This is a genomic window from Arcobacter sp. s6, from assembly GCF_040884245.1.
GTDB lineage: Bacteria > Campylobacterota > Campylobacteria > Campylobacterales > Arcobacteraceae > Aliarcobacter.
The window spans coordinates 120,331-143,083 of the sequence record NZ_JBEVTN010000007.1; the positions used below are offsets into that span (position 1 = coordinate 120,331).

The following is a 22,753-nucleotide window of genomic DNA, read 5'->3' on the forward strand; positions in this document are numbered from 1 at the left end:
AATTAGCTTTATTAATAATAAAATAAAAATATAGATGATTTAATAAAAATAAAATAACTAGAAAATAATCTCAAAATTACATCTTGATTACACTAAAAACGAGCATAACCTAGGATTCAAAAAATTAATAATATATTACGGAAGATATAAAATTGAGGTGAAAATGAATAATTTAAAATTAAAAAATAAGATACTATTAATATTGACTTTACCTATTATTACAATATTAATTTTATCTTTTATTTCTATTTATGATAAATTTGAAAAAGAAAGAAATATGACTATAACATCAAGTTATATAGATTTTACAGTAAAAATTTCAACTCTTTTAACAAGTTTACAAAAAGAGAGAGAATTAACAATTTCCTATATAGATAGTTATGCAAAAATTGGAAAAATAAAATTAGAGAAACAAATAGAATTAAGTAATCAAGCCTTAAATAGTTTGAATATTTTTTTAGAGAATTTTACTATTCTAAAAATAGATAGTAATTTAGTAGAAAAAATAGATATATTCAAAAATAATATTTTAAGAATTAAAGAAATGAGAGAGAAATCAGTTGAATTAAAAATTGATTCTACAGAAGTTATAGATTATTATAATAGTTTAAATATAAATCTTATCTCTTTTTTTGATGATTTATTAATTTATTCAAATACAAAAGAGTTATCAAAATCATCACAAGCTTATGTAGCTTTAATAAATGTAATAGAAAAAACATATGCGGAAAAAAATATTGTTAAAAATATTTTTAATCATAATCATATATCAAATGAAGATTACAATTTGTTTTTATCTTTTGTTTCTTCACAAAATTCTTACTTAGATATATTTGTAAAAAATTTATCCACAAAACAACTTGAATTTTATAAAAAAGAGATTAGTTCTAATAGTTTTAGTGAAGTTAAGAGTTTTAGAGAATTGATTTATATAAAAATACAAAAAGAGAGTTTTCTTTCTGAAATAAAAGATGCTATTGGGTATGGTGGATTAATACACTCTTATAAAGATTATGTATTAGATCAAAATGATAAATATTTAAATAAAATACAAAAAAATCATACAAAAATGTTAAAGGCGATTAAAAATTATAAAAAACTTGAGAATATCACAAATGATGAAACTGTATTATTAAATCAAATTCAAGAAACCTTTGATTCTTATATGTCAAAAGCTTATGAAAGCATTGATTTACAAACTTCAAATATTGATGATTCAAAAGCCATAAAAGCATTACTTACTTTATCTAAAAATATTTATGGTTCAGATGTTCTGAAGTGGGAAGAAGAATCATCAAAAAGAATAGACTCCTTGGAACAAATTAAAAATAAAATTGTAAATGATATGCTTTTTGATATTGACTCAAATATTTCAAAATTACAAAATCATGTTATTTTATTTGTTTTATTTATTATTGTTCTTTTAATTTTGATTTTTATAGTAATAAGTGTCTTAACTAATAAAATTACAAAATCTATTAATAAATTTCAAGAAAATTTAGATGATTTTTTTGCTTATTCTATGAGAGAAAAAGATTCTATTTCTTTAAATGAAATAGATGGAAATGATGAGTTCGCAATCATGACTAAAAATATGAATGAACAAGTTTTAAAAATAGAAAAAATTATCGAAAAAGATAAAAATGTTGTTTTAGAAATTACAGATGTAATGGAAAAAGTGAATAATGGATTTTTTGAATATTCAATAAAACAAACAGCAGCTACAAAAGAGTTATTTTCTTTGGTTGATATTATAAATAAAATGATTGATAGAACAAAGTTAAAAATTGATAGTTTAAATATTTTGTTAAATAGTTATTCTGTAGGTAATTATCAATTTAAACTTGATGAAATCCAAAAAAAAGGAATGTATGGAGATTTTGGAATTTTATGTTCATCAACTCTTCTTTTAGGACAATCTTCTTCTGAATTAATTGCAATGATTACAAATGCAGGAATTGCGCTTGAAAATAATACAAAAGTTTTAAGTAGTTCTTCAACTGAACTTGCAATTTTATCCACAGAGCAAGCAAGTTCTTTAGAGCAAAGTTCAGCAGCTCTTGAGCAAATCACTTCAAATATAAAAAACAATAATGAAAATATGAATAAAATGATGAGAATTGCTGATGAATTAAACGAAGCTTCAAATATTGGAAGTAAAGCAGCAAAAGAGACTTTTTCATCGATGGATGAAATAAATGAAAAAGTAAAAGCTATTAATGATGCAATTACTATCATAGATCAAATAGCATTTCAAACAAATATATTGTCTTTAAATGCAGCAGTAGAAGCCGCAACTGCAGGTGAAGCAGGGCGTGGATTTGCAGTTGTAGCGCAAGAAGTTAGAAATCTAGCTTCAAGAAGTGCAGATGCTGCAAGAGATATAAAAAAATTAGTAGAAAGTGCAAGTACAAAATCAAATGAAGGGAAATTGGTTGCTGATGATATGATAAAAGGTTATGAAAATTTAAGTAATAAAATTGTTCAAACAAAAGATATTATTGAAAATGTTACACAATTTAGTAAAGAGCAAGAGCAAGGTATCATTCAAATAAATGATACAATTTCTAGACTTGATACAGCAACTCAAAAAAATGCATCAACAGCTTCCAATATTGATGTTTTATCAAATGAAGTATCAAAACTATCATCTAAACTTCTTCAAATTACAACACAATCTAAAATTGATGAAAAATATTATGAAATGGTTGAAAATATAGATTTAATAAAAGAAGTATCAAAATATAAAAATGATCATATTGATTTTAAAAAGAACTCCTATTTAAACTTAAACAGTTTTGAAAACCAAGAAGTAACAAGTGATAAATCTTGTGATATGGGTAAATGGATATCTTTTTGTGAAAAAGAAAATAGAAGTTTTACTAAAATAGTACAATGGAATAATTTAAAAATAAATCATGAAAAAGTTCATAAAAATGTGCAAAAATATTTACTAGAAAATTCACTAAAAAAAGAAAATAGTGTATTAAGACAAATAGCTGCACAAATTGAAGAGTCAACTACTATGGTTTTTGAGAGTTTAAATGAAATATTATATGAAGATTCAAAAACAAAGAGTTAAAGGTTTACACCTTTTCTCTTGTTTTTCTTATTGAACATATTGATGAAGTTTAGAACATTTACCTAAAAAAGTATCCATTCCACACATATCATTAAATATATCATCAAATGAGTGCGAATGAGCATCATAAACATATACAAAAATCTCATCACCTTTTTGTACAAAGTTTTTCTTACCAAAATCAGCATAAGCAGTAGCCCCTGCTGCTATTAAAATACCCTTTGCATCTTTTGCTGCAATTTTTAGAAATTGTGTTAATTCTTCTAATGGACCACAATCTTCTTGAGTATTTAATTTTTCAATCATCCAATCTTTTAGTTGTTCAAAGAAATAACTATATGATTTAACAGCACTTGTTGTTCCGTAATCATGAACTATACCATTTCTTTTGATAAACGAAGCAATATGATATCTACTTAAAACACCTTTTTGAGTAAAATTATCAATTTCTATAATCTCTTGAGAAATTCCTTTTGTATTAGCTCCCCAATTCTTTTTGGTACTTAATTTATTTCCATCTTGAATTCTTATTGAAAAATCATTAAATGCAGAAAAATATTTAGGAATAATATCAACAATTTTTTCATTTTCATATACAAAATCACAAATTAAAGCTACCTCTGCTTCAACTTGTAGATTATCTTTTTCTCTTCCATGTGTTTCAATAATATCTTCACAAATTGGATAAGTTCCTAAAAAACTATTATGATTTTTTATATAAAATGGAAACATTCCCTTTGGTGCATTTTTTTCTTCAGTTTTAATAACAGAAAATTCGTCAGCTTCTCCAGCTTCACCTAAGTGATTTGCAAAGTTTCCTGCTACTGCAAAGCCTAAATAATCTTTTAAATCCTCTAATAACATCTTTTTTCCTGTAGTTTTGTATTATGGTGGAAAGAATAGCAGATATTCTATCTTCTTAAAGTCAAAAATAGAATGTAGTTTAATCGTATAAGAATTATTTTAGTTAAGTGTGAATAAACATTTAATTAAAATAATTCTTAAATATAATATATAAAAGGCAAAAGCCTTTTATATATTTATAAAATTAAATAGTTCTCCATTTAGCTGGACCAGTTGTATGAATTGAAACACCTTCTGTATCAACTGCTACAGTAACAGGCATATCTTCAACGTCAAACTCATAAATAGCTTCCATTCCCATCTCTTCAAATGCTAGAACTTTTGCATCTTTAATTGATTGAGAAATTAAATATGCAGCTCCACCAGTTGCAATTAAGTACATAGATTTGTACTCTTTAATTAAATCAATAGTTGGTTGTTTTCGCTCAGCCTTACCAATCATTCCCATGATTCCAATTTCCATCATGTCTTTAGTGAATTTATCCATTCTAGTAGATGTAGTTGGTCCAGCAGGTCCTACTTTTTCATCTCTAACTGGATCAACAGGTCCCACGTAATAAATGAATCTGTCTTTTAAATCAACACCATTTGGAAGTGGTTTACCAGCATTTTTGTACTCAACAATTTTTTTGTGAGCAGCATCTCTAGCAGTTAAAATTTTTCCAGTTAATAATAATGTATCACCTGATTTAAATTGAGATAAGTTTTCTTTTGTTAAATCTGCAATATTTACTTTTTTGATACTATCTAATGGTAATTTTACATCTGGCCATAAATCTAAATTTGGTTTTTTAAATTTAGCTACACCTTCACCTGGTTTTAATTTGAAGTGAATATGTCTAGTTGCAGCACAGTTAGGAATCATTGCAACAGGTAATGAAGCAGCGTGACATGGATAATCTAAGATTTTAACATCAACAACAGTTGTTAATCCTCCTAAACCTTGAGCACCAATTCCAATTTTATTAATATCTGTATAAAGTCTTAATCTTAATTCTTCTAAAGCATTTTGAGGACCTCTTGCTTGTAATTCATGAATATCAACATGACCCATTAAAGACTCTTTAGCTAAAAGCATTGCTTTTTCTGGATTTCCACCAATCCCAATACCTAAAATTCCAGGAGGACACCATCCTGCTCCCATTTCTCTAACATTTGCCATAACCCAGTCGTAAACTGAATCACTTGGATTTAATACTGCAAATTTAGATTTGTTTTCACTTCCTCCACCTTTTGCAGCAACTGTAATATCTAACTCATCAGAATTATCAACAGTTACATGAATAACAGCTGGAGTATTATCTTTTGTATTTGTTCTTTTTCCTGCAGGATCAGAAACAACAGAGTATCTTAATGTGTTATCAGGATCTGTATAACCTTTTGCAACACCTTCATTTAATACATCTACTAATTCTTTTGTTAATTCTAAGTTAGCCTTTAATCCAACTCTAACAAAAATATTTACAGACCCAGTATCTTGACATAAAGGTCTATGTCCTAAAGCACACATTTTAGAGTTAATTAAAATTTGTCCTAATGCATTTTTTGCAGCTTCTGATTTTTCATTCTCATAAGCTTCAACCATCGCTGTTACGAAATCTTCTGGGTGAAAATATGAAATATACTGACATGCATCAGCAATACTATCTATTATATCTTGTTGTTTTATTACGCTCATTTGTTTCCTTTTTGCTTAGAAATTTTAATATTATACCAATGCTAGTATGAAATGAATCTTTTATTTATATTTTAATATTTATTTTTTTTAAAGTGTTTAGTTTTTACCTTCTTATTGAGGTTTGTTTGTAAAAAATTGAAAATTTAATAGTTTATTTATGAACGTTTTAGGATAAAGAAAAAGAAGGATTAAAAGATTAACTTAAGGCAAAAGCCTTAAGTTAAGGAAAATTATGCGAAGAATCTTTCTTCAACGATATCTTGTAATTTAGTTCCAGAGAATTTTGCTCTTTGTACTAATTCCCAGAAATATCTATATGTTGCTCTATCGTGTAATTCACCATCATATTGAATTGGTCCCCACTCAGCATTTTGAGCAGCAATTAAAATATTTTGAGCATCTTCAAGTTCTGTAAAGTCAGGTTTCATTGCATCAACAATAGCTTGTACTTGAGTTGGATAAATTGACCACATTCTTAAGAATCCGAACTCATTTCTTGCTTTTTCTGCATCTTTATAAGTTTGGTATGGGTTTTTTAAATCAAGTGTAACATTGTGGCAAGGAATAATATGATTAGAAAGTGCAGCTTGAACAACTTTAGCTTTAGCAGCAGCAATTAATCTATGATCAAATTGACCTGGACTTCTCATACAAGAAGCAGGAATTGCACCTTGGTATCCAGAAACGAAGTCCATTAATCCAAAGTCTAAAACTTGTACCCAAGGTAATGTTGCAGTTTTTTCAACATCTCTTAATGCACCGTGAGTTTCAATTAAAACGTGAATAGGAATCTCTCTTTTAATACCAGCTTTTTTAGCTACTTCTTGAATATATTCAACTTGAGTTTTAGCATCTTCATAAGAAGTTGATTTAGGAATAGTAATGTATGCTAATTTTTCTCCAGCACCTGGTACTAAAATATCAATATCTTGTCTCCAATCTGGATGGTCAAAATCATGAATTCTTGTTCCTGCCATTGAATATGGATTAGCATCAGAATTAACAACTCTAACGATCATCTCAGCGTGTGCTACTTCTTTACCAGTTTCAGCTCCATCTTCGCAATCACAAGTAATATCAAAAACAGGTCCTAATTTTTTTTGCATCTCAAAACCTTTTAAGATTAGCTTTTCGCTACCTGCAAAGTGTTCACAAGATGGAATGATTGGTAAGTTATCTCCAGAACCGAATAGTGCTTCTTTTGGGTGTGTCATAATATTATCCTTTTTTTTAATTTAAATTTATTTTTTAGTTTTGTTTTTTGGGATTACAACTGTGTAATCTAAATCTAATACTACATTTGCTAAATATTTACCTTCAGCATCTTTTGGATTTTCAATCTCTTTAGAAACTTGGTTTTTAATAGCAACTGTTCTTAATCTTAATAATCCAATATCTTCTCTATTTACTTCAATTGTCTCAACAACTTCAGTATAAGCATAAACCGTATCACCTGCATATGTAGGATTTGCATGAGCTCCACTATTAATAGAGTAAACCCATTGTGCATTTTGTAAACCATTAAATGAAATAGCTCTTGCCATTGATATAATGATTCCACCATACATAAGTCTTTGCCCCATCGGAGTACTTTTCATCATATGGTCATTGAAATGAACTTTTGCATTGTTTTGATATAACTTTGTTGCTAATGTATGATCACTATTATCAATAGTAATACCTTCTGGATGATTTAATCTCTCACCCGCCACATAATCTTCAAAGAAATATTTTCCACCACTTGCATCAGTATCTACAGTTTTAATAGTTGGAATATTAATTACATCTGCAATAGGTGTAGTTTTTGCAAAAGTAGGAACTTCATTTATACCTGTTGTAGTTTCCTTATCTTTTTTATGAACCATTACCCATCTTTTGAAGTCAAGTACAACAGCTCCATTTTGATTTACACCAATAGAATGAACATAAACAACTCCACTTTTACCATTTGAATTCTCTTTTAATCCAATAACAGTTGATGTCATAGAAACAGTGTCACCAACAAAAACTGAATTAGGAAAAGACATTTCTGCATAACCTAGGTTTGCAATAGCATTTAAAGAAATATCTTGAACTGATTTTCCAAATGTTAAGTGAAACATCAACATATCATCAATTGGTTTTTTATCATAACCCATTTGTTTTGCCACTGTATCAGAAGAGTGCAGTGCAAATCTAGAACCAGTGAAAGCGATGTATAAAGATACATCACCATCACTTATTGTTCTAGGAAGTGGGTGAACAATTTTTTGACCAATAGAAAAATCTTCAAAGAAATTTCCGAAATTAATCTTAGTACTTATTTTAGACAAATTTACTCCTTATTTATTAAATAGGTTTTGACCTAATGATTTATATGTTTCATATAGTGTAATCATTTTTTTAGCCCATTTAATTTTTGAAGAATCTACTAACTTATCATTATGTAAGATTACTTCTTTACCATCTTTAGTTGCTTCTTCATATTTAGAAATCATTAATTCATAATCTTCAACTTCAGCTTGTTTTGGAGTAAAGATATCATTAATATATTCAATTTGAACAGGGTGAATAAGTGATTTTCCATCATATCCTAAGTTGAATGCATCTTTAGTTGAATCTTCACAAGCAAATTCATCATGAACATCAAAATGTGGTCCATCAATCACAGTTTTTCCATAAGCTTTTGAAGCTAAGGCAATTTGTGATAAATAATTTAGCATTGCTTTTGAACCTTTTTTGATATCAATTTGAAGTCTATTTGCAAGTTTATTAGAACCAACAACAATAACTTCTACTTTAGGACTTGCTGCACAAATTTCTTGAATATTTAAAACTGCTAATGGAGTTTCAACCATAATCATTAAAGATAATTCTGGATTTACTTCTTCTAATAATCTAACAGCTTCTAATACATCTTCTTTAGTTTGAATTTTAGAGAATAATAAAGCATCTAGTTCGATTGTTTTAGCAAGTTCTAAATCTTTTGCTAAATCTTCACTTCCAAGATTATTAATTCTTAGAACTCTTTCAGATTCACCAAATTTAGCTCCATCTTCTTTATAAACTTGAGCAACAGTTTCTCTACCATGTGCTCTTTGTTCTTGTAAAATTGCTTCAAGATCAAAAATTACAGTATCAGCTAATACAGATTTTGCTTTTTGAACATTATGTTTGTTATAAGCAGGCACAAATAACATAGATCTTCTAGCTTTATATTCAACAATTTTTGTTCCTGTTTCAATTGCATGATATTGTTCATGTAATTGTTTAACAAGTTGTTTTCTTAAAACTTTTCCATTTTTAGTTCTTGGATAATCAAGCATCGCAAAAATCTCTTTTGGAGCTTTATATTTTGCAAGATTAGCTTGAGCAAATGCTAAAACTTCAGCTTGTTTTTCTTCACTTAATTCTTCATGTCCAATAACAGCAATTGCAACTATTGTTTTATCTTTACCAATATCTAAACCAAAAGCAACACAATCTGCAACCGCATCATGAGTTTTTACAACTCTTTCGATTTCATGTGGAGATACTCTAAATCCAAAAGTATTAATAATGTCATCTTTTCTTCCGATAAACCAAATGTATCCATCTTCATCTTTTTTAGCATAGTCACCTGTAAAGAAATATCCATCATGTCTTGATTTTGCTGTTTCTTCTTCTAATTGCCAATACTCTAAGAATAATCCTGGATCATCTTCACCAATACAAATCATTCCTTCTTCACCATCAACTACTTCTTCAAGTGTATCTGGGTCTAAAAGTTTTACAGTATGTCCTGGTTGTACAAATCCAGCAGATCCTGGTCTAATTGGATTGTTTTTAGAGTGAGAAATATAATAAGAACATTCACTCATTCCAATTGCTTCATAAATATCTTGTTTAAATTTTTCTCTCCAAAGTCCTAACATTTCATCAGATAAATGCTCACCTGCACTCATACAATATCTTAAGCTTGGGCAATCTTCTAAAGTAAAATCAGTTTTTTGAATAATTTGTCTATAAATAGTTGGAACTCCAATAAATATAGTACAACTATGCTTTTTAATTAAATTAATCCAAGTTGATGCATCATTTGAACCCTCATAAGCAATAACAGTATGACCATTATATAATGGGTCCATTAATGCAGACCCTAATACATAAGTCCAGTTAAATTTACCAGAGTGCATGATTCTGTCATTTTCTTTAAAATCAAACCAAAATTTAGTAGCAGGAGTTCTTCCAACTAATGATCTATGAGAGTGTAAAACACCTTTAGGATAACCTGTAGTTCCAGATGTATATACTAAATATGCAGGTTCCCCTGATTTAGAATTATAGTGATTTGGTGTTGAATCAGTAGAAGCAAAAATTTCATTTAACGAATAAATATTAATATTTTTTGGCTTTTTAATATTATCAACACTATCAATTCCAGCGATAACAATTGTTTTTAAGTTATCTAAATTTTCTAAATATGGAACTAGGTTTTCATACATAGAAGCTGATAATACAATAGCTCTTGCTTGTGAATCTTCAGCTAGATATTTAACTTCTGATCCACTTAAAAGTGTAGAAGTTGGAACTGCTATGATTCCAGCTTTCATTGTTCCAAAGAATGAAATAGGGTAAGCAAGTGAGTTTTTTAAACAAACAAGAACCCTATCTCTAGCTTCAAGACCAATTCCAGTAAAGAAATTACAAACTTGGTCAGATCTTTTTGCTAAATCTTTATAAGTTATTTCATCTGTACCTAATTTATCATCTTCAATTATCATTGCTACACTGTTTTCTTTAGGTGTTCCTACATGTGCAGAAGTACAAGCAACTCCAATGTTTAAAAATTCAGGTATTTCAATTTTTACGTTTGAACTCATAATATAATCTCCCTACTAAATTTGACCGTATGGCCAGTTTTCTTTAAATGTATGTATTGGCATTCTGTTTAATACAGATAATGCAAATATTTCATCCTCTTTTGCTAAAGATCTTAATGCATAAGCTCTTAAAATGTTTTGTAAAGATTTACCAAACATTGGTGGATCTAACATTTCACCTTCATATCTAATAGCTCCACTTAATAGTGCATCAGCATTGATAGCTTCTTTTAATATTCTTACATCTTTTTCAATCTCTTTTGGAGATGGAGTAAATGCAACTTTACAAACATTGATATGATTTGGAGTAATAACTTGTTTACCTGTTAATCCCATTGCATTTTCTCTAATAGCATGAGCATAAACGTGTCTACTAGCATCATCACCATGTAAATCTAACCATCTTCTAATATCTTTTTTCTCAACACAATTATCAGGTAATGAATGTGGTGTTAACATAACTTCAACTCCACCAATAACCCCTTTACCTTTAATTCTAGCTTCCATAGTAAGCATATTAAAGAAAGTTTCAAGCTCATTAATCCATCCTTGAGGAGTGATTTTATAAGCCATTGCTTTTGAGAAATCGTGAATACCAAATACAACGTGTTTTACAGTTGAATGATCCATTAACCTATCAGCAATTTGAAGAGATTTTGGATGCTCAATAATTGGTTGAATTGTTAAATGTGAACCTATTGAAATTAACCAAGAAGATAAATCTCTGATTTCAGCAGATCCATAAACTTCTCCTGCTTTTGCTAAAACAATAACATCAATATATTGGTGAATTTGTTTTAACATTTTTAAATCTTCTTCATATTCGTCTGTTCTAAATGGATTTATTCTTACAGCGATTTGGAAATTTCTTTCTGGAAACTTTGGTAACTCTTGAATTAAAAGTTCTCTTGACATTGCTTTTTGTCTACAACCATCTTCTAAATCAAATAAAACTGTATGTGCTTTTGTTTTATATGCGTGTTTTTGTAGTCTAAGTTTTGCTTGTTCCATACTCTCATATGTTCCATCTAATGGATTAAATTTTATTGGTGGGTAATAAATTTGAATACCAGGCCAATATCCACCAAGAACTGGTGTTAAATCATCATTTGCTGTTAATTTAGATAAATCTATTGCAGAAGTCATTTTATCTACCTTTCGTTGTTTGATTTTAAGTACTATTTTGTTTCATGTAATAAACGTATTATTATACATGAAAACCAACAGGAAAGTTATACAGCATTTAAAATGAATTGTTTTAATGTGTTTTGAAATAGCAAATAAATTTAAGTTTAAAATAATAAAACTTTAATTAAGCCCATGAATAAGGGAAAGAAAACTTAAACAAGATGTTAAAATGGCTTAAAATGTAGTAAAAATATAGTAAAAAACAAGTGAAAAAGAAGCAAAAAAAAAAGAGAAACTACAAAAAAATAAAAATATTTTCGTAATTTCTCTTATTTCTTATAAATCTTGTAAAAAATTCAGTTTTTTAAAATAATCAATTAAAAATGGTTTTGATACCTTTTCAAAACTATTAATATCTTGATATAAATTTATATAAAATTCAAAATCAATATTTTTAGCTTTTAAAGCATTAATTGAAAGTAGAGTATCATTGATACACCCAAGTTTTGAAGGTGTTATTAAAATTGCATTTGCTTCAAATATTTTTATTAAATCTATAATAAACAAATCTTTTTCAATTGGAACCATTAATCCACCAGCTCCTTCAATTATAAGTAAATCACAAAATTGTTCTAAATATTTTTTTTTCTCTATTAGAAACTCTAAATCTATAATTGTGTTTTCTTTTGCAACATAAGGAGCTGCTGGAAGTTTGAATTGATAAGGAACAACATCATTAATTGTTACATTAAAAGAAGGATTTAGAGTCTTTACTAAATTTAACATTTTAGTTCCATCAAGGGGAAAATCCACAACACCTGTTTCAAAGGGTTTGAAATAACCAACTTTGAAACCTTTCTTTGCGTAATGTTCTAGGAGTTTTTCGCATGCATAAGTTTTACCTACATCTGTATTTGTTGCACTTACAAATAGAATTTTTTTCATATTTTCTCTTTATATTATATTGTGTGAAGTATAACAAAATAAAAAATAGTGTAACTTGAATTTACACTATTTCATCTTCAAAGAAATTCATTAATTCGTTTTTATCAATTTTATTTTTTGTATTTTTATAAAGATTTTCTTCTAGTTTGTTAAGAACATCTGTTATTATTTCACTTTTTTTACTATATGGTAAAAGTAATTCAAATAACTCTTTGTCATTTTTTGCTTTTTTTATTGCTTTGACAATATCTTTTTCAACTTCCTTTTTTTCTTTTTTCTTTTTAAAAAGCAAAATTGATGTCAAAATAACCACTAAAAGAGCTAGAGCTAAAACTATATAGTTTAAATTTTTATTCTCTTTTGTGTCTTTTATATCTTGATCTTGACTTTTTTGTGAAACTTTTGGAGTCTCATTTGCTGTTTCAATTTTCACAGCAGACTTATTGGGATTGTTATTTATTACTTTGATATTAATTGGTTCTGAATAAATTGTTTTAACTTCATTTGTATTTTTATTAAAGTAAGTTAATTCAATTTTTGGAATCGTATAATCATTTTGTGCTACAAAAGCTATTTTTTGGGTGAAGTTTCCCCCATATTCATCTGTTTGAAAAGTTGATTCAATTTTTGGTTCATCTGCATAGCTTATAACATTTTCAATTGTTATATTATATTTTTGAATATCATCAATATTTCCTTTTCCTGTGATGCTAATACTTAGATTAACCGGCTGATTTGCATCAACTTCAGTTTTATCAACACTTGTGGTTATTGAGTAGTCTCCAAAAAGTTCTAAATTATTTGGTAATGGTTTAACAGAAATATGTAAAACATTTGAATAAACTTTTTGCCAACTTAATCTATTTGTCATAGAATTAAAAAATGAGTCTTTAAAAAATGAATTTTTGAAAAAAGGGTCATCTAATATATCATTAGAGATTCTTTCATTTACAACTTTTCCTATATCAGCTTCCAATGAAGAGAGGTCGTACTCTCCTGATTTTTGGGGGAATAAAAGATATTTTTGTTTAAAAACAATATAATCTTTTTCGCTAGTTTTTTCAACATCATCAACTTTTTTTATCCAAAAATTGTTAAGTATAGGCTCAGAAAGCTGAAGTTTATCTATTTTTGAATCAAGTTTATATTTAAATATAACACTTAGATTTATTGATTCTCCAATTTTTACTTCTTCTTTATCAGCTCTTAATTCAAGTACAAAATCTTCACCTTCTTTACTAGCACTTGGTTTTATAACAGATATTTTTTGCTCTTGGGTTTTATAAGTTTTTCCATCAACAATTATTTCAAAAGAAGGAATTATTACATCCTTTGTTGGGCTAAAACTGTAAGTTTTTGATATTTTTTTAGAATAATTTCCATTAATAATTGTTGTTGAAGAAGATGAAGAACTTCCTAATATATTATAAGAATCAATACTATTAATTGTTGGAAAATTAATATCATCCCCATCTGATGTTATTGTAAAACTTGCCATTTCTCCTGCATATATGGCAGGTGTATTTAGTGTTAATTTAACATTTGCAAATAATCCACTTATAAAAAAAATACAAATTATTAATATTTTACCAAGGTTGTTTTTCATTGTTGTCTCCTTTTGTTAATGGAAGTAAAAGTGTATTTATTTCTCTATCATTTAGAAGTTTTTGCCATTTTCTTTCTTCCATATTACTAATTGCCTGTTCTTTTTGTTCTGACATTTCTTGATTTTGAGCTTCAGTTTGTTTTTTTTCTTCTTTTTGCTCATTTTTATTTTCTGCTTCAGAATTTTTTTGATTTTCTGGTTTTACAGAATCTTTATTGTTTTGTTGTTCATTTTCTTGCTTATTTTCTTTATTGTTCTCATTTTCTTTATTGTTTTGCTCATCTTTTGAGTTTTGTTGATTTTCTTGTTTTTCTTGTTTTTGATTTTCCTCTTTATTATCTTGCTTATTCTGATTTTGGCTTTGAGAATTTTCTTTTTTGTTATCCTCTTTTTGTTTATTTTCATCATTTTTATTGTCTTGATTTTTTTTATCTTGCTTTTGTTCTTCTTTTTTCTTTTTTAAAAGTTCTAAATTGTATTTAGCATTTTCATCATCTTTTATTTTTAAAGCATTTTCATAATTTTCAATTGCTTTATCTATATCTTTTAAATTAGCATAGGAATTTCCCATATTATAAAGTTTGTCAAATTCTAAGTCTTTATTTGAAATAGATGAATAAGCTTTTAAGGCATCTTCATATTTTTTTGCTTTATATAAAGAGTTTGCTTCATTAAATTTTGCTTCATCACTATTTACATTTGAGTATGAATCTGCTGCTTTTTCATAATCTTTACCTTCATAAGCTTTTTTTGCATCATCTAAATGTTTGAAATCAAATACAGAAGCCCATGAAAAACACATAACAATAAAAGATAAAATTATAAATATTCTCATGATACTCTCCTTGGAAGTGAGAAAATTCCCATAAAAAATAGGATTATTGCTAAAATTAATGGATAAATAAACAACTCTTTTTCATCTTTTATTACATCTTCTTTTTCTTCTTCTTGAGCCTTGTAATTATTGTTTATAATTTCACTTAATTGTTTTATATCATCTTGATTTAAAGATTGTTGTAAATATGCTCCATTTGTATCTAATGCTAACTTCTTAATATTTTCATTTAGTTTTACTAAAACTGCATTGTTGTTCTCATCTTTGATAATTCCACCTTTTAAAGTTCCTATATTGTAAACATAAATAGTAATATTGTGTGTTTTTGCAAAAGCTATTTCATTTTCAAAGTTATCTTCATTCCCCCCATCTGTAAAGATTAAAAGAATCTTGTTTTTCTCATCTTTTAATAAATCATCTGTAACTTCTAAAACTGATTTAATATTTGTACCTTTTAAATTTAGATAATCAAATCTTAGATTTTTTACTAAAAACTTTAATGAATTAAAATCCTCAGTCAAAGGAGAAATCAAAAAAGTTTGAGAACTAAAGCCTACAAGTGCTACTCTAATATTTTTTAATTCATCTAAAAAAGAAAAGAGTCTATTCTTTTCAAACTCAAATCTATTTGGATAAATATCATCTGCCATCATTGATTTTGAAATATCCACAGCCACTAGCACATCTACAAAACTTGATTTTATTCTTATCTCACCATTTTGCATTATAGGTCTTGCAAGTGCAAAAATTAAACAAACAAAAGAGAAAATTAAAATTACAGCTCTGGTTGTTTTTGAGAATTTATTATTTTTAAATTCTATTCTTTTAAATACTTCAGCTGAAAATTGTCCTAATACAAACTCTTTTCTTTTACTTACTAGATAAATTAAAGGAATTATCAAAAGAAGTAGATATAAAAACTCTATATTTTTAAAATAAAACATCCTTACTCCTTATTTGACATATAAAAATATGCCATGAAAAATAGTAATGCTAAAGCTAAGAAATATTGATAGAAGTATGTTTTTTTAACATATTTCTCAGCTTTTATTTCACTTTTTTCTAATTTATTAATTGTTGAATATATATCTTTTAGACCTTGAATCGTATCAGCATAAAAATATTTTGCATCAGTTTGTTTAGCTATTTCTTGTAATACTGCTGGATTAAAATCTCCAGGAGTTCCAACACCAATTGTATAGACTTTTATTCCATATTTTTTAGCTGTAGAAATTGCCACATCTAAAGGAATAGTATTTGTATTATCAATTCCGTCTGTTAGTAAAATTGCAATTTTATTTTTTGATTTACTTGTTTTAAATAGATTTGAACTTAAAAACAAAGCTTCATTTAAAGCAGTTCTTTGTCGTCCTGCAATTCCTACTTCAATCTTACTCAATAATCTTTTTATACTATTTTTATCATAGGTTAAAGGAATTGCCACATAAGCAAAATCAGCAAATATACTTAAACCCAAACGATCATGTTCTCTTTTATCAACAAAATCTGTTACTATATTTTTAACAATAGCAAATTTATTAGCTTCAATCATTGAACCACTTGCATCTAAAATAAGAGATATTTCATAACCTTCATCATTTTTGATATTTACATCATCTTTTTTTATTGGAGAACTCAATGCTATAACTAAAAATAAAACACTTAGAAATTTCAAACTATTTATCAAAAGCATTGAACTTTTTGAAGCTTTTTCTAGTAATGAAATATTAGGAAAATAAAAAGAGATACCTTTTGTTTTACAAAATTTTAAACATACAAAAAAAAGTATTAATATTAAAAAAGCATAAGGGTATTCAAAGCTAAAGTTTAAAAAATTCATTTAATCTCCTTTATCATACTTTTTATCCTATCTTCTAACTCTTTTGAGATTTTTTCTATCTCTTTTTTATATTTATACATTTCTAATTCTTTTTGTAATTCTTCAAAAGATTCTTTATTTTTTTCATCTATAAAGTATTGGAAATTTTCACAAAAAGTATAAACTGTATCTTTTGTGTCATTAAAATTTATCTCTTTTAAGTTTTTCATTGCAATTTGTTTTAAGGTTAGTTTTTTTCTCTTTTTTCTTCTATTTTTAAAAAAATAGATTGTTATAGCTATGAAAAATAGAATAGTTACAATTATGCTTATTAAAATCCAAAGGGAATAATCAGGAACTTCGATAATTCCTTTTATATCTTTTAATTCTTCCACATTTATCCTTTTATGATTTGTGATAATCTTAGGAAAATATTATCATCTGTATATATTTTCCCATGGGTGATTTTATGCTTTAGAAAATGTTCTTCAAGTATTTCATCTTGTAAATCTAAAAGCTCTTTATATTTCTTTGCAACATTTTTAGTAATATTAAATTCACTACTTTTGAGATTTGTAGCATTTACAAGTTCATATTCACCATTTAAAAATGGATACTCTTCTAATCTATCTCTTACAATCAAAGCATAAACATCATTTGTATAAGCAATTTCACTTAAATCAACATTTCCATAAAAATCACCAACTACAAAAATAACTGAGCGTTGTTTCATCGTAGTATTAATATAATCACAAAAACTTTTATAATTTACCTCTTTTTTTATACACTTAATTTCTAGTGCATCCTGAATAAGCTTGTACATAATTGTCTCATCATACGTTGGTTCGTAAAATATTTCACTTTTATTACTAAAAAGAATAGGAAAAAGTAAATCATGATTGTAAATAGATGAAAAACCAAGTAGGGCAATAATTTCAGTTGCAATATCTTGTTTCATATTAACAGAACCAAATTCTAAACTTCCATTTATCAAAAAAGCTACTATTATATTTAACTGTCTACTTTCATCAAATACATTTACCTTTAAAGAGTTACTTTTCGCTGTTGCTTTCCAATTGATATTTTTTATATTATCTCCATAGCTATACTCTTTAATCTCTTTAAAATCTAAACCATCCCCTTTTAGAGAAGTTAATTGATTTCCAAGATTTGTATTAAAAATATTTGTTTTAGCTTTTATTATTATCTCTTTTGCTTTATCATACATTGTATTTCTCCTTTTACTTAAGGAGTTTTTATTTTCTGAATAATTTTATCAATAATATAATCAGTAGTAATTCCGTTTGCTCTTGCTTTAAAATTAAGAATTAATCTATGTCTTAATACACCTTTTAAAACATAAGAGATATCTAATGGAGTTACATAATCTTTTCCTCTAATTAATGCTGTTGCAACACTTGCTTTATATAAATCAATAGAAGCTCTTGGACTTGCTCCAAATTCAATATATTCAGCAATTTCATGTAAATCATAATCTTTTGGATCTCTTGTTGCAAAAATTAGTTTTGTCATATAATTTTTTACTGCATTATCAACATGAATTTGTTTTAATGACTCTTTCATATTTATAATATCATCAATACTAGTAACTGCTTGAATTTTTTCAAATCCCTTTATTGCAACTCTATTTACGATTTCTATCTCTTCATCAAATGTGTTGTATCCAACTAAAACTTTCATCATAAATCTATCAAGTTGAGCTTCTGGAAGTCTATAAGCTCCTTCTTGTTCTACTGGATTTTCAGTTGCCATTACTAAAAAAGGACTTGGAGATTTGAAAGTTGTATCAGAAATAGTGATTTGTCTTTCTTGCATAACTTCTAAAAGTGCTGCTTGAACTTTTGCAGGTGCTCTATTTATCTCATCAGCAAGTAGTAAGTTTGTAAAAGCTGGTCCTTTTTTTATAGAAAATTCACCACTTTTTGGATTATAAATCTCAGTTCCAGTAATATCACTTGGAAGTAAATCAGGCGTAAATTGAATTCTTTTAAAATCAATTCCTAAAGCTTGTGCAAGAGCATTAATTGCAGTTGTTTTAGCAAGTCCTGGAACTCCTTCTACTAAAATATGTCCATTTGCAATAAGCCCTATAAGTAAGGAGTCAATTAACTCATCTTGACCAACAATAACTTTTTTCATTTCGTTTTTGATATTTTGTATTAGCATATGTATTTAATACCTTTTATTTGAATTTAATTTTATATATGAAAGTATAATTTCAATGAGTAAATAAAGTATTAATGGTAAAATAATCTTCTATTAACAAATGTAATAGTATAAATTTTAAGAGTTTTTTATTTTAATTATTGCAATTTTATTATAATATAAGAGCATAAATAATTAATTATGATAAAGGTTTAGTGTGAGTAATGAAATAGAGATAGAATTAAATGATGAATTAGATTTGGAAGAGCCAAAAAAATATAAAGTTTTTTTATTGAATGATGATTTCTCGACAATGGATTTTGTAATAGATGTATTAGTAAAAGTATTTAGAAAATCAGTTGATGAAGCATCTGTAATAATGCTAAATATACATAATAATGGAAAAGAGATATGTGGAACTTATAGTTATGAGATTGCAGGAACTAAAGTTGCACAAGTTAAAGCAATGGCAAGAGAAAAAGGCTTTCCTTTAAAAGCAACAATGGAAGAAGAATAAAAATGATTAGTAAAGAATTAAGAAACATTTTTGCACAAGCTGTTGGTTATGCAAAAAGTAGTAAACATGAGTATTTGACGATTGAACATGTTTTTTTAATGTTAATACATGACCAAACAATAGAAAATCTGTTTATAGATTTAGGTGTAGATACAAATATACTTTTTGATGAGTTAAAAATTTATATAGATGAAAATACACCAAAATTTCCAAAAGATCAAAATATTGATGAGGAACCAATAGAAACAGTTTCTTTAGCATCTACAATTGAATATATGGTAGCCCACTCTCAAACTAGTGGAAAACAAAATGCAAATGTAGAAGATATGTTTGTAGCAATATTAAAAGAAGAAAAATCTTATGCTACTTATTTATTAAAGAAATTAGGAATTCAAAGAGTTGATATTTTAGAAGAGATTTCTCATAAAGAAATTGATGATGAAGAAAATCAACAAAATGATGCTGATAATGAAAATAAAGTATTAGATAAAAATTCTGTAGAACTAGTAGCACTCGCAAAAAAAGGCGAAATGGATCCAGTAATAGGAAGATCAAAAGAAATTTCAAGAGTAATTGAGATTTTAAGTAGAAGAAAAAAGAATAACCCTATATTAGTTGGTGAGCCAGGAGTTGGTAAAACTGCGATTGCAGAAGGTTTAGCTTTAGAAATAGCTCAAGAAAAAGTGCCTGAATTTTTATTAAAAGCAAAAGTATTTTCACTTGATATGGGTTCTATGATTGCAGGAACTAAATATAGAGGTGATTTTGAAAAAAAATTAAAAACACTTTTAAAAGAAGTAGTAAAAGTACCAAATTCAATTTTATTTATAGATGAAATTCATACAATTGTAGGAGCTGGAAGTGTAGGGGGATCTGCAATGGATGCTTCAAATATCTTAAAACCAATGCTTGCAAATGGAAAATTGAGATGTATAGGTGCTACTACATTTGCCGAATTCAGAAATGATTTCTCAAAAGATAAAGCACTTAGTAGAAGATTTGCAAAAGTTGATGTGGAAGAACCAACAATAGAAGACAGTATTATTATATTAGATGGTTTAAAATCAAAATATGAAGAATATCATGGTGTAAAATACTCAAAAGGTGCAATACAAAGTGCAGTTGAATTAAGTAAAAAATATATTACAGATAGATTTTTACCAGATTGTGCAATTGATGTAATAGATGAGGTAGGAGCTACTAAAAAAATATTACTAGCAACCCAACTTAAAACAAAATCAACAAATAATATTACAATAACACAAAAAGATGTAGAATCTACAATCGCAAAAATGGCACATATTCCTGAAAGAAGTGCAACAAAATCTGACTTAACTCTTTTAAAATCATTAGAAAAAAATATGCAAAAAAGAGTATTTGGGCAAGATAGTGCAATAAGTACAATTGTACAATCAATAAAAAGAAATAAAGCAGGACTTGGACTTGATAAAAAACCAATTGGAAGTTTCTTATTCACGGGACCTACGGGGGTTGGTAAAACAGAAGTAGCCAAAGAACTTTCATCACAACTTGGAATTCATTTCGAAAGATTCGATATGAGTGAATATATGGAAGCTCATACGATTTCAAGACTTATTGGAGCACCTGCTGGTTATGTTGGATTTGAGCAAGGTGGACTTTTAACAGAAGCAATTAGAAAACATCCACATACAGTATTGTTACTAGATGAGATTGAAAAAGCTCATCCTGATTTAATGTCAATATTATTGCAAGTAATGGATAATGCAGAACTTACAGATAATAGTGGTAATAAAGCTAATTTTCAAAATGTAGTTTTAATAATGACATCAAATTTAGGAGCAACTGAAGCAAATGTTATGGGATTTGCAAAAAATGATAAATTAAATGAGAATAAAGCAATAAATAAATTCTTTGCACCTGAATTTAGAAATAGACTTGATGCTGTAGTTCCTTTTGATTCATTAACAACAGATGTGGTTTCTAAAGTAGCTGGTAAATTTATTGAAGATTTAGAAAGACAATTAACAGATAAAAAAATAAAAATTGAAATAAGTGCTAAAGCAAAAAATGAACTTGCAGTTTTAGGTTATGATAAAGCAATGGGAGCAAGACCACTTAATAGAGTTATCTCAGATAAAATTAAAAATATATTGACAGATGAGATTTTATTTGGTAAATTAAAAAAAGGCGGGTTAGTTAAAATTGATTTTGATAAAGAGTTTATTTTCCAATATGAGAAAATCTAACACAATTTTTATACAATATTTTAGCTATAATGAAAAATATGGTTTTTTATTAAAAAACGTAAATTTAGAATAATTTCGATTAAAGGATTAAAAAGATGAATAAAATTTTATTAGGTTCTGCTGTTACAGTACTTTTATTAGCTGGGTGTGGAGATGAGAAAAAAACAACTGCTGAGTCAACGGTTAAAGTTGCAACAGAGCAAACTACTACAAAAGAAGTAGTTGCAGAAGCTACTAAAGATGTAGCACAAACAGTTACAAAAGCCGCAACGGAAGTTACTAATACAGTTACAGAAGCAACTAATAAAGTTGTTGAAAACACTACTGAAGTAGTTAAAGAAACTACAGCAAATGTGGTTGAAACTGCAAAAGAAGCTGCAAGTACTGCAGTTACAGAAACAGCTGCTAAAGTTGAAGAAGTAAAAGAAAGTACAAAAGAAATGGCAGTTTCTGTTGTTGAAGAGACAAAAGAAGCAGCAGCAACTACAGTAGCTCAAGGTGAAACAGCAGTTGCAGCAGCTGGAACTGCAGCTGATGCTATAGTTGCTAGTGCAACAGAAGCAGTAGCAACAGTTGCAGAAGGCTTAGATGGAGAAGCATTATTTAAATCTTGTGCATCATGTCATGGTCAAAAAGGTGAAAAAGAGGCTTTAGGAAAATCTCAAGTGATTGCAGGATGGGATAAAGAGAAAACTATTCAAGCATTAAATGGATATAAAGATGGAACTTATGGTGGAGTTATGAAAAATATTATGAAAGGACAAGTCGCTACTAAAACAGATGCTGAAGTTGATGCATTAGCTACTTTTATTTCAAACTTATAATAATCTATCTAGTAAATAAGAATTAAAGAAAAGATTTAAATCTTTCTTTAATTTTTTCTTTAAAAACAAAAACGCTAAAAACCCCAATAAAAAGTAAGTAATCCCCAAGAAAACCCAATAAAAATAGAGTAAAAGAGGAGAAGGGGAGAAGAATCCAGAAATTTAAGCCAAATTTCAGCTGTAAGCTCTTGACAAAGGCAGAAGAATCTATTATAATTCC

The 22,753-nt window shown here is 27.4% G+C and carries 19 protein-coding genes; 4 read left to right on the plus strand and 15 right to left on the minus strand.

The window, feature by feature from the left end; genetic code table 11:
* Positions 1 to 163: 163 nt before the first annotated feature.
* Complete coding sequence (locus ABVS04_RS05810) at positions 164 to 3,082, plus strand: methyl-accepting chemotaxis protein (RefSeq protein WP_368029723.1); 2,919 nt, start codon at positions 164 to 166, stop codon at positions 3,080 to 3,082.
* A 27-nt stretch (positions 3,083 to 3,109) separates the two neighbouring features.
* Here the strand turns inward: ABVS04_RS05810 and ABVS04_RS05815 are convergent, their stop codons facing one another.
* From ABVS04_RS05815 to ABVS04_RS05880, 14 genes are all read right to left on the minus strand, one after another.
* Positions 3,110 to 3,946, minus strand: coding sequence for a DUF5718 family protein (locus ABVS04_RS05815; protein WP_368029724.1), 837 nt, complete (start codon positions 3,944 to 3,946; stop codon positions 3,110 to 3,112).
* A 184-nt stretch (positions 3,947 to 4,130) separates the two neighbouring features.
* Positions 4,131 to 5,624, minus strand: coding sequence for a fumarate hydratase (locus ABVS04_RS05820; protein ID WP_368029725.1), 1,494 nt, complete (start codon positions 5,622 to 5,624; stop codon positions 4,131 to 4,133).
* A 230-nt stretch (positions 5,625 to 5,854) separates the two neighbouring features.
* A complete protein-coding gene (locus ABVS04_RS05825) occupies positions 5,855 to 6,838 on the minus strand; it encodes a CoA ester lyase (protein WP_368029726.1) in 984 nt (327 codons plus the stop codon).
* A 27-nt stretch (positions 6,839 to 6,865) separates the two neighbouring features.
* Positions 6,866 to 7,936 carry a MaoC family dehydratase gene (locus ABVS04_RS05830; RefSeq protein ID WP_368029727.1) on the minus strand — a complete coding sequence of 357 codons (1,071 nt, stop codon included), beginning with the start codon at positions 7,934 to 7,936 and terminating at the stop codon, positions 6,866 to 6,868.
* A gap of 9 nt (positions 7,937 to 7,945) precedes the next feature.
* The gene (locus ABVS04_RS05835) at positions 7,946 to 10,465 is read right to left on the minus strand and encodes an aldolase/citrate lyase family protein (RefSeq protein ID WP_368029728.1); all 2,520 of its coding nucleotides are present in this window, start codon (positions 10,463 to 10,465) and stop codon (positions 7,946 to 7,948) included.
* Positions 10,466 to 10,480: 15 nt separating this feature from the next.
* Positions 10,481 to 11,611, minus strand: a complete 1,131-nt coding sequence (locus ABVS04_RS05840) for a CoA ester lyase (RefSeq protein ID WP_368029729.1) — start codon at positions 11,609 to 11,611, stop codon at positions 10,481 to 10,483.
* A gap of 318 nt (positions 11,612 to 11,929) precedes the next feature.
* The gene (gene bioD, locus ABVS04_RS05845) at positions 11,930 to 12,538 is read right to left on the minus strand and encodes a dethiobiotin synthase (protein ID WP_368029730.1); all 609 of its coding nucleotides are present in this window, start codon (positions 12,536 to 12,538) and stop codon (positions 11,930 to 11,932) included.
* A 61-nt stretch (positions 12,539 to 12,599) separates the two neighbouring features.
* The gene (locus ABVS04_RS05850; protein ID WP_368029731.1) at positions 12,600 to 14,144 is read right to left on the minus strand and encodes a BatD family protein; all 1,545 of its coding nucleotides are present in this window, start codon (positions 14,142 to 14,144) and stop codon (positions 12,600 to 12,602) included.
* On the minus strand, positions 14,125 to 14,979 hold the full coding sequence (locus ABVS04_RS05855) for a tol-pal system YbgF family protein (RefSeq protein ID WP_368029732.1): 855 nt from the start codon (positions 14,977 to 14,979) through the stop codon (positions 14,125 to 14,127). The genes ABVS04_RS05850 and ABVS04_RS05855 overlap by 20 nt, the downstream gene beginning before the upstream one ends.
* Entirely contained in the window at positions 14,976 to 15,923 is a 948-nt protein-coding gene (locus ABVS04_RS05860) for a VWA domain-containing protein (RefSeq protein WP_368029733.1), read from the minus strand. The genes ABVS04_RS05855 and ABVS04_RS05860 overlap by 4 nt, the downstream gene beginning before the upstream one ends.
* Positions 15,924 to 15,925: 2 nt before the next feature.
* Positions 15,926 to 16,819 carry a VWA domain-containing protein gene (locus ABVS04_RS05865; protein ID WP_368029734.1) on the minus strand — a complete coding sequence of 298 codons (894 nt, stop codon included), beginning with the start codon at positions 16,817 to 16,819 and terminating at the stop codon, positions 15,926 to 15,928.
* Positions 16,816 to 17,193 carry a hypothetical protein gene (locus ABVS04_RS05870; protein WP_368029735.1) on the minus strand — a complete coding sequence of 126 codons (378 nt, stop codon included), beginning with the start codon at positions 17,191 to 17,193 and terminating at the stop codon, positions 16,816 to 16,818. Before ABVS04_RS05870 ends, ABVS04_RS05865 begins: the two co-directional genes overlap by 4 nt.
* Before the next feature lie 2 nt (positions 17,194 to 17,195).
* Positions 17,196 to 18,026, minus strand: coding sequence for a DUF58 domain-containing protein (locus ABVS04_RS05875; protein WP_368029736.1), 831 nt, complete (start codon positions 18,024 to 18,026; stop codon positions 17,196 to 17,198).
* 17 nt (positions 18,027 to 18,043) lie between these two features.
* On the minus strand, positions 18,044 to 18,985 hold the full coding sequence (locus ABVS04_RS05880; protein ID WP_368029737.1) for an AAA family ATPase: 942 nt from the start codon (positions 18,983 to 18,985) through the stop codon (positions 18,044 to 18,046).
* Between the two features lie 196 nt (positions 18,986 to 19,181).
* Here ABVS04_RS05880 and ABVS04_RS05885 point away from each other — a divergent pair, with 196 nt between their 5' ends.
* The 3 genes from ABVS04_RS05885 to ABVS04_RS05895 all read left to right on the plus strand — a co-directional run bounded on the left by ABVS04_RS05885 (position 19,182) and on the right by ABVS04_RS05895 (position 22,533).
* A complete protein-coding gene (locus ABVS04_RS05885; RefSeq protein ID WP_368029738.1) occupies positions 19,182 to 19,481 on the plus strand; it encodes an ATP-dependent Clp protease adaptor ClpS in 300 nt (99 codons plus the stop codon).
* A gap of 2 nt (positions 19,482 to 19,483) precedes the next feature.
* A complete protein-coding gene (gene clpA, locus ABVS04_RS05890; RefSeq protein ID WP_368029739.1) occupies positions 19,484 to 21,709 on the plus strand; it encodes an ATP-dependent Clp protease ATP-binding subunit ClpA in 2,226 nt (741 codons plus the stop codon).
* A 95-nt stretch (positions 21,710 to 21,804) separates the two neighbouring features.
* Positions 21,805 to 22,533, plus strand: coding sequence for a c-type cytochrome (locus ABVS04_RS05895; protein WP_368029740.1), 729 nt, complete (start codon positions 21,805 to 21,807; stop codon positions 22,531 to 22,533).
* A gap of 22 nt (positions 22,534 to 22,555) precedes the next feature.
* On the opposite strand, the gene ABVS04_RS05900 is transcribed toward ABVS04_RS05895, so the two are convergent.
* Positions 22,556 to 22,753: hypothetical protein (locus ABVS04_RS05900; protein ID WP_368029741.1), on the minus strand; the 198-nt coding region annotated here is incomplete at its 5' end.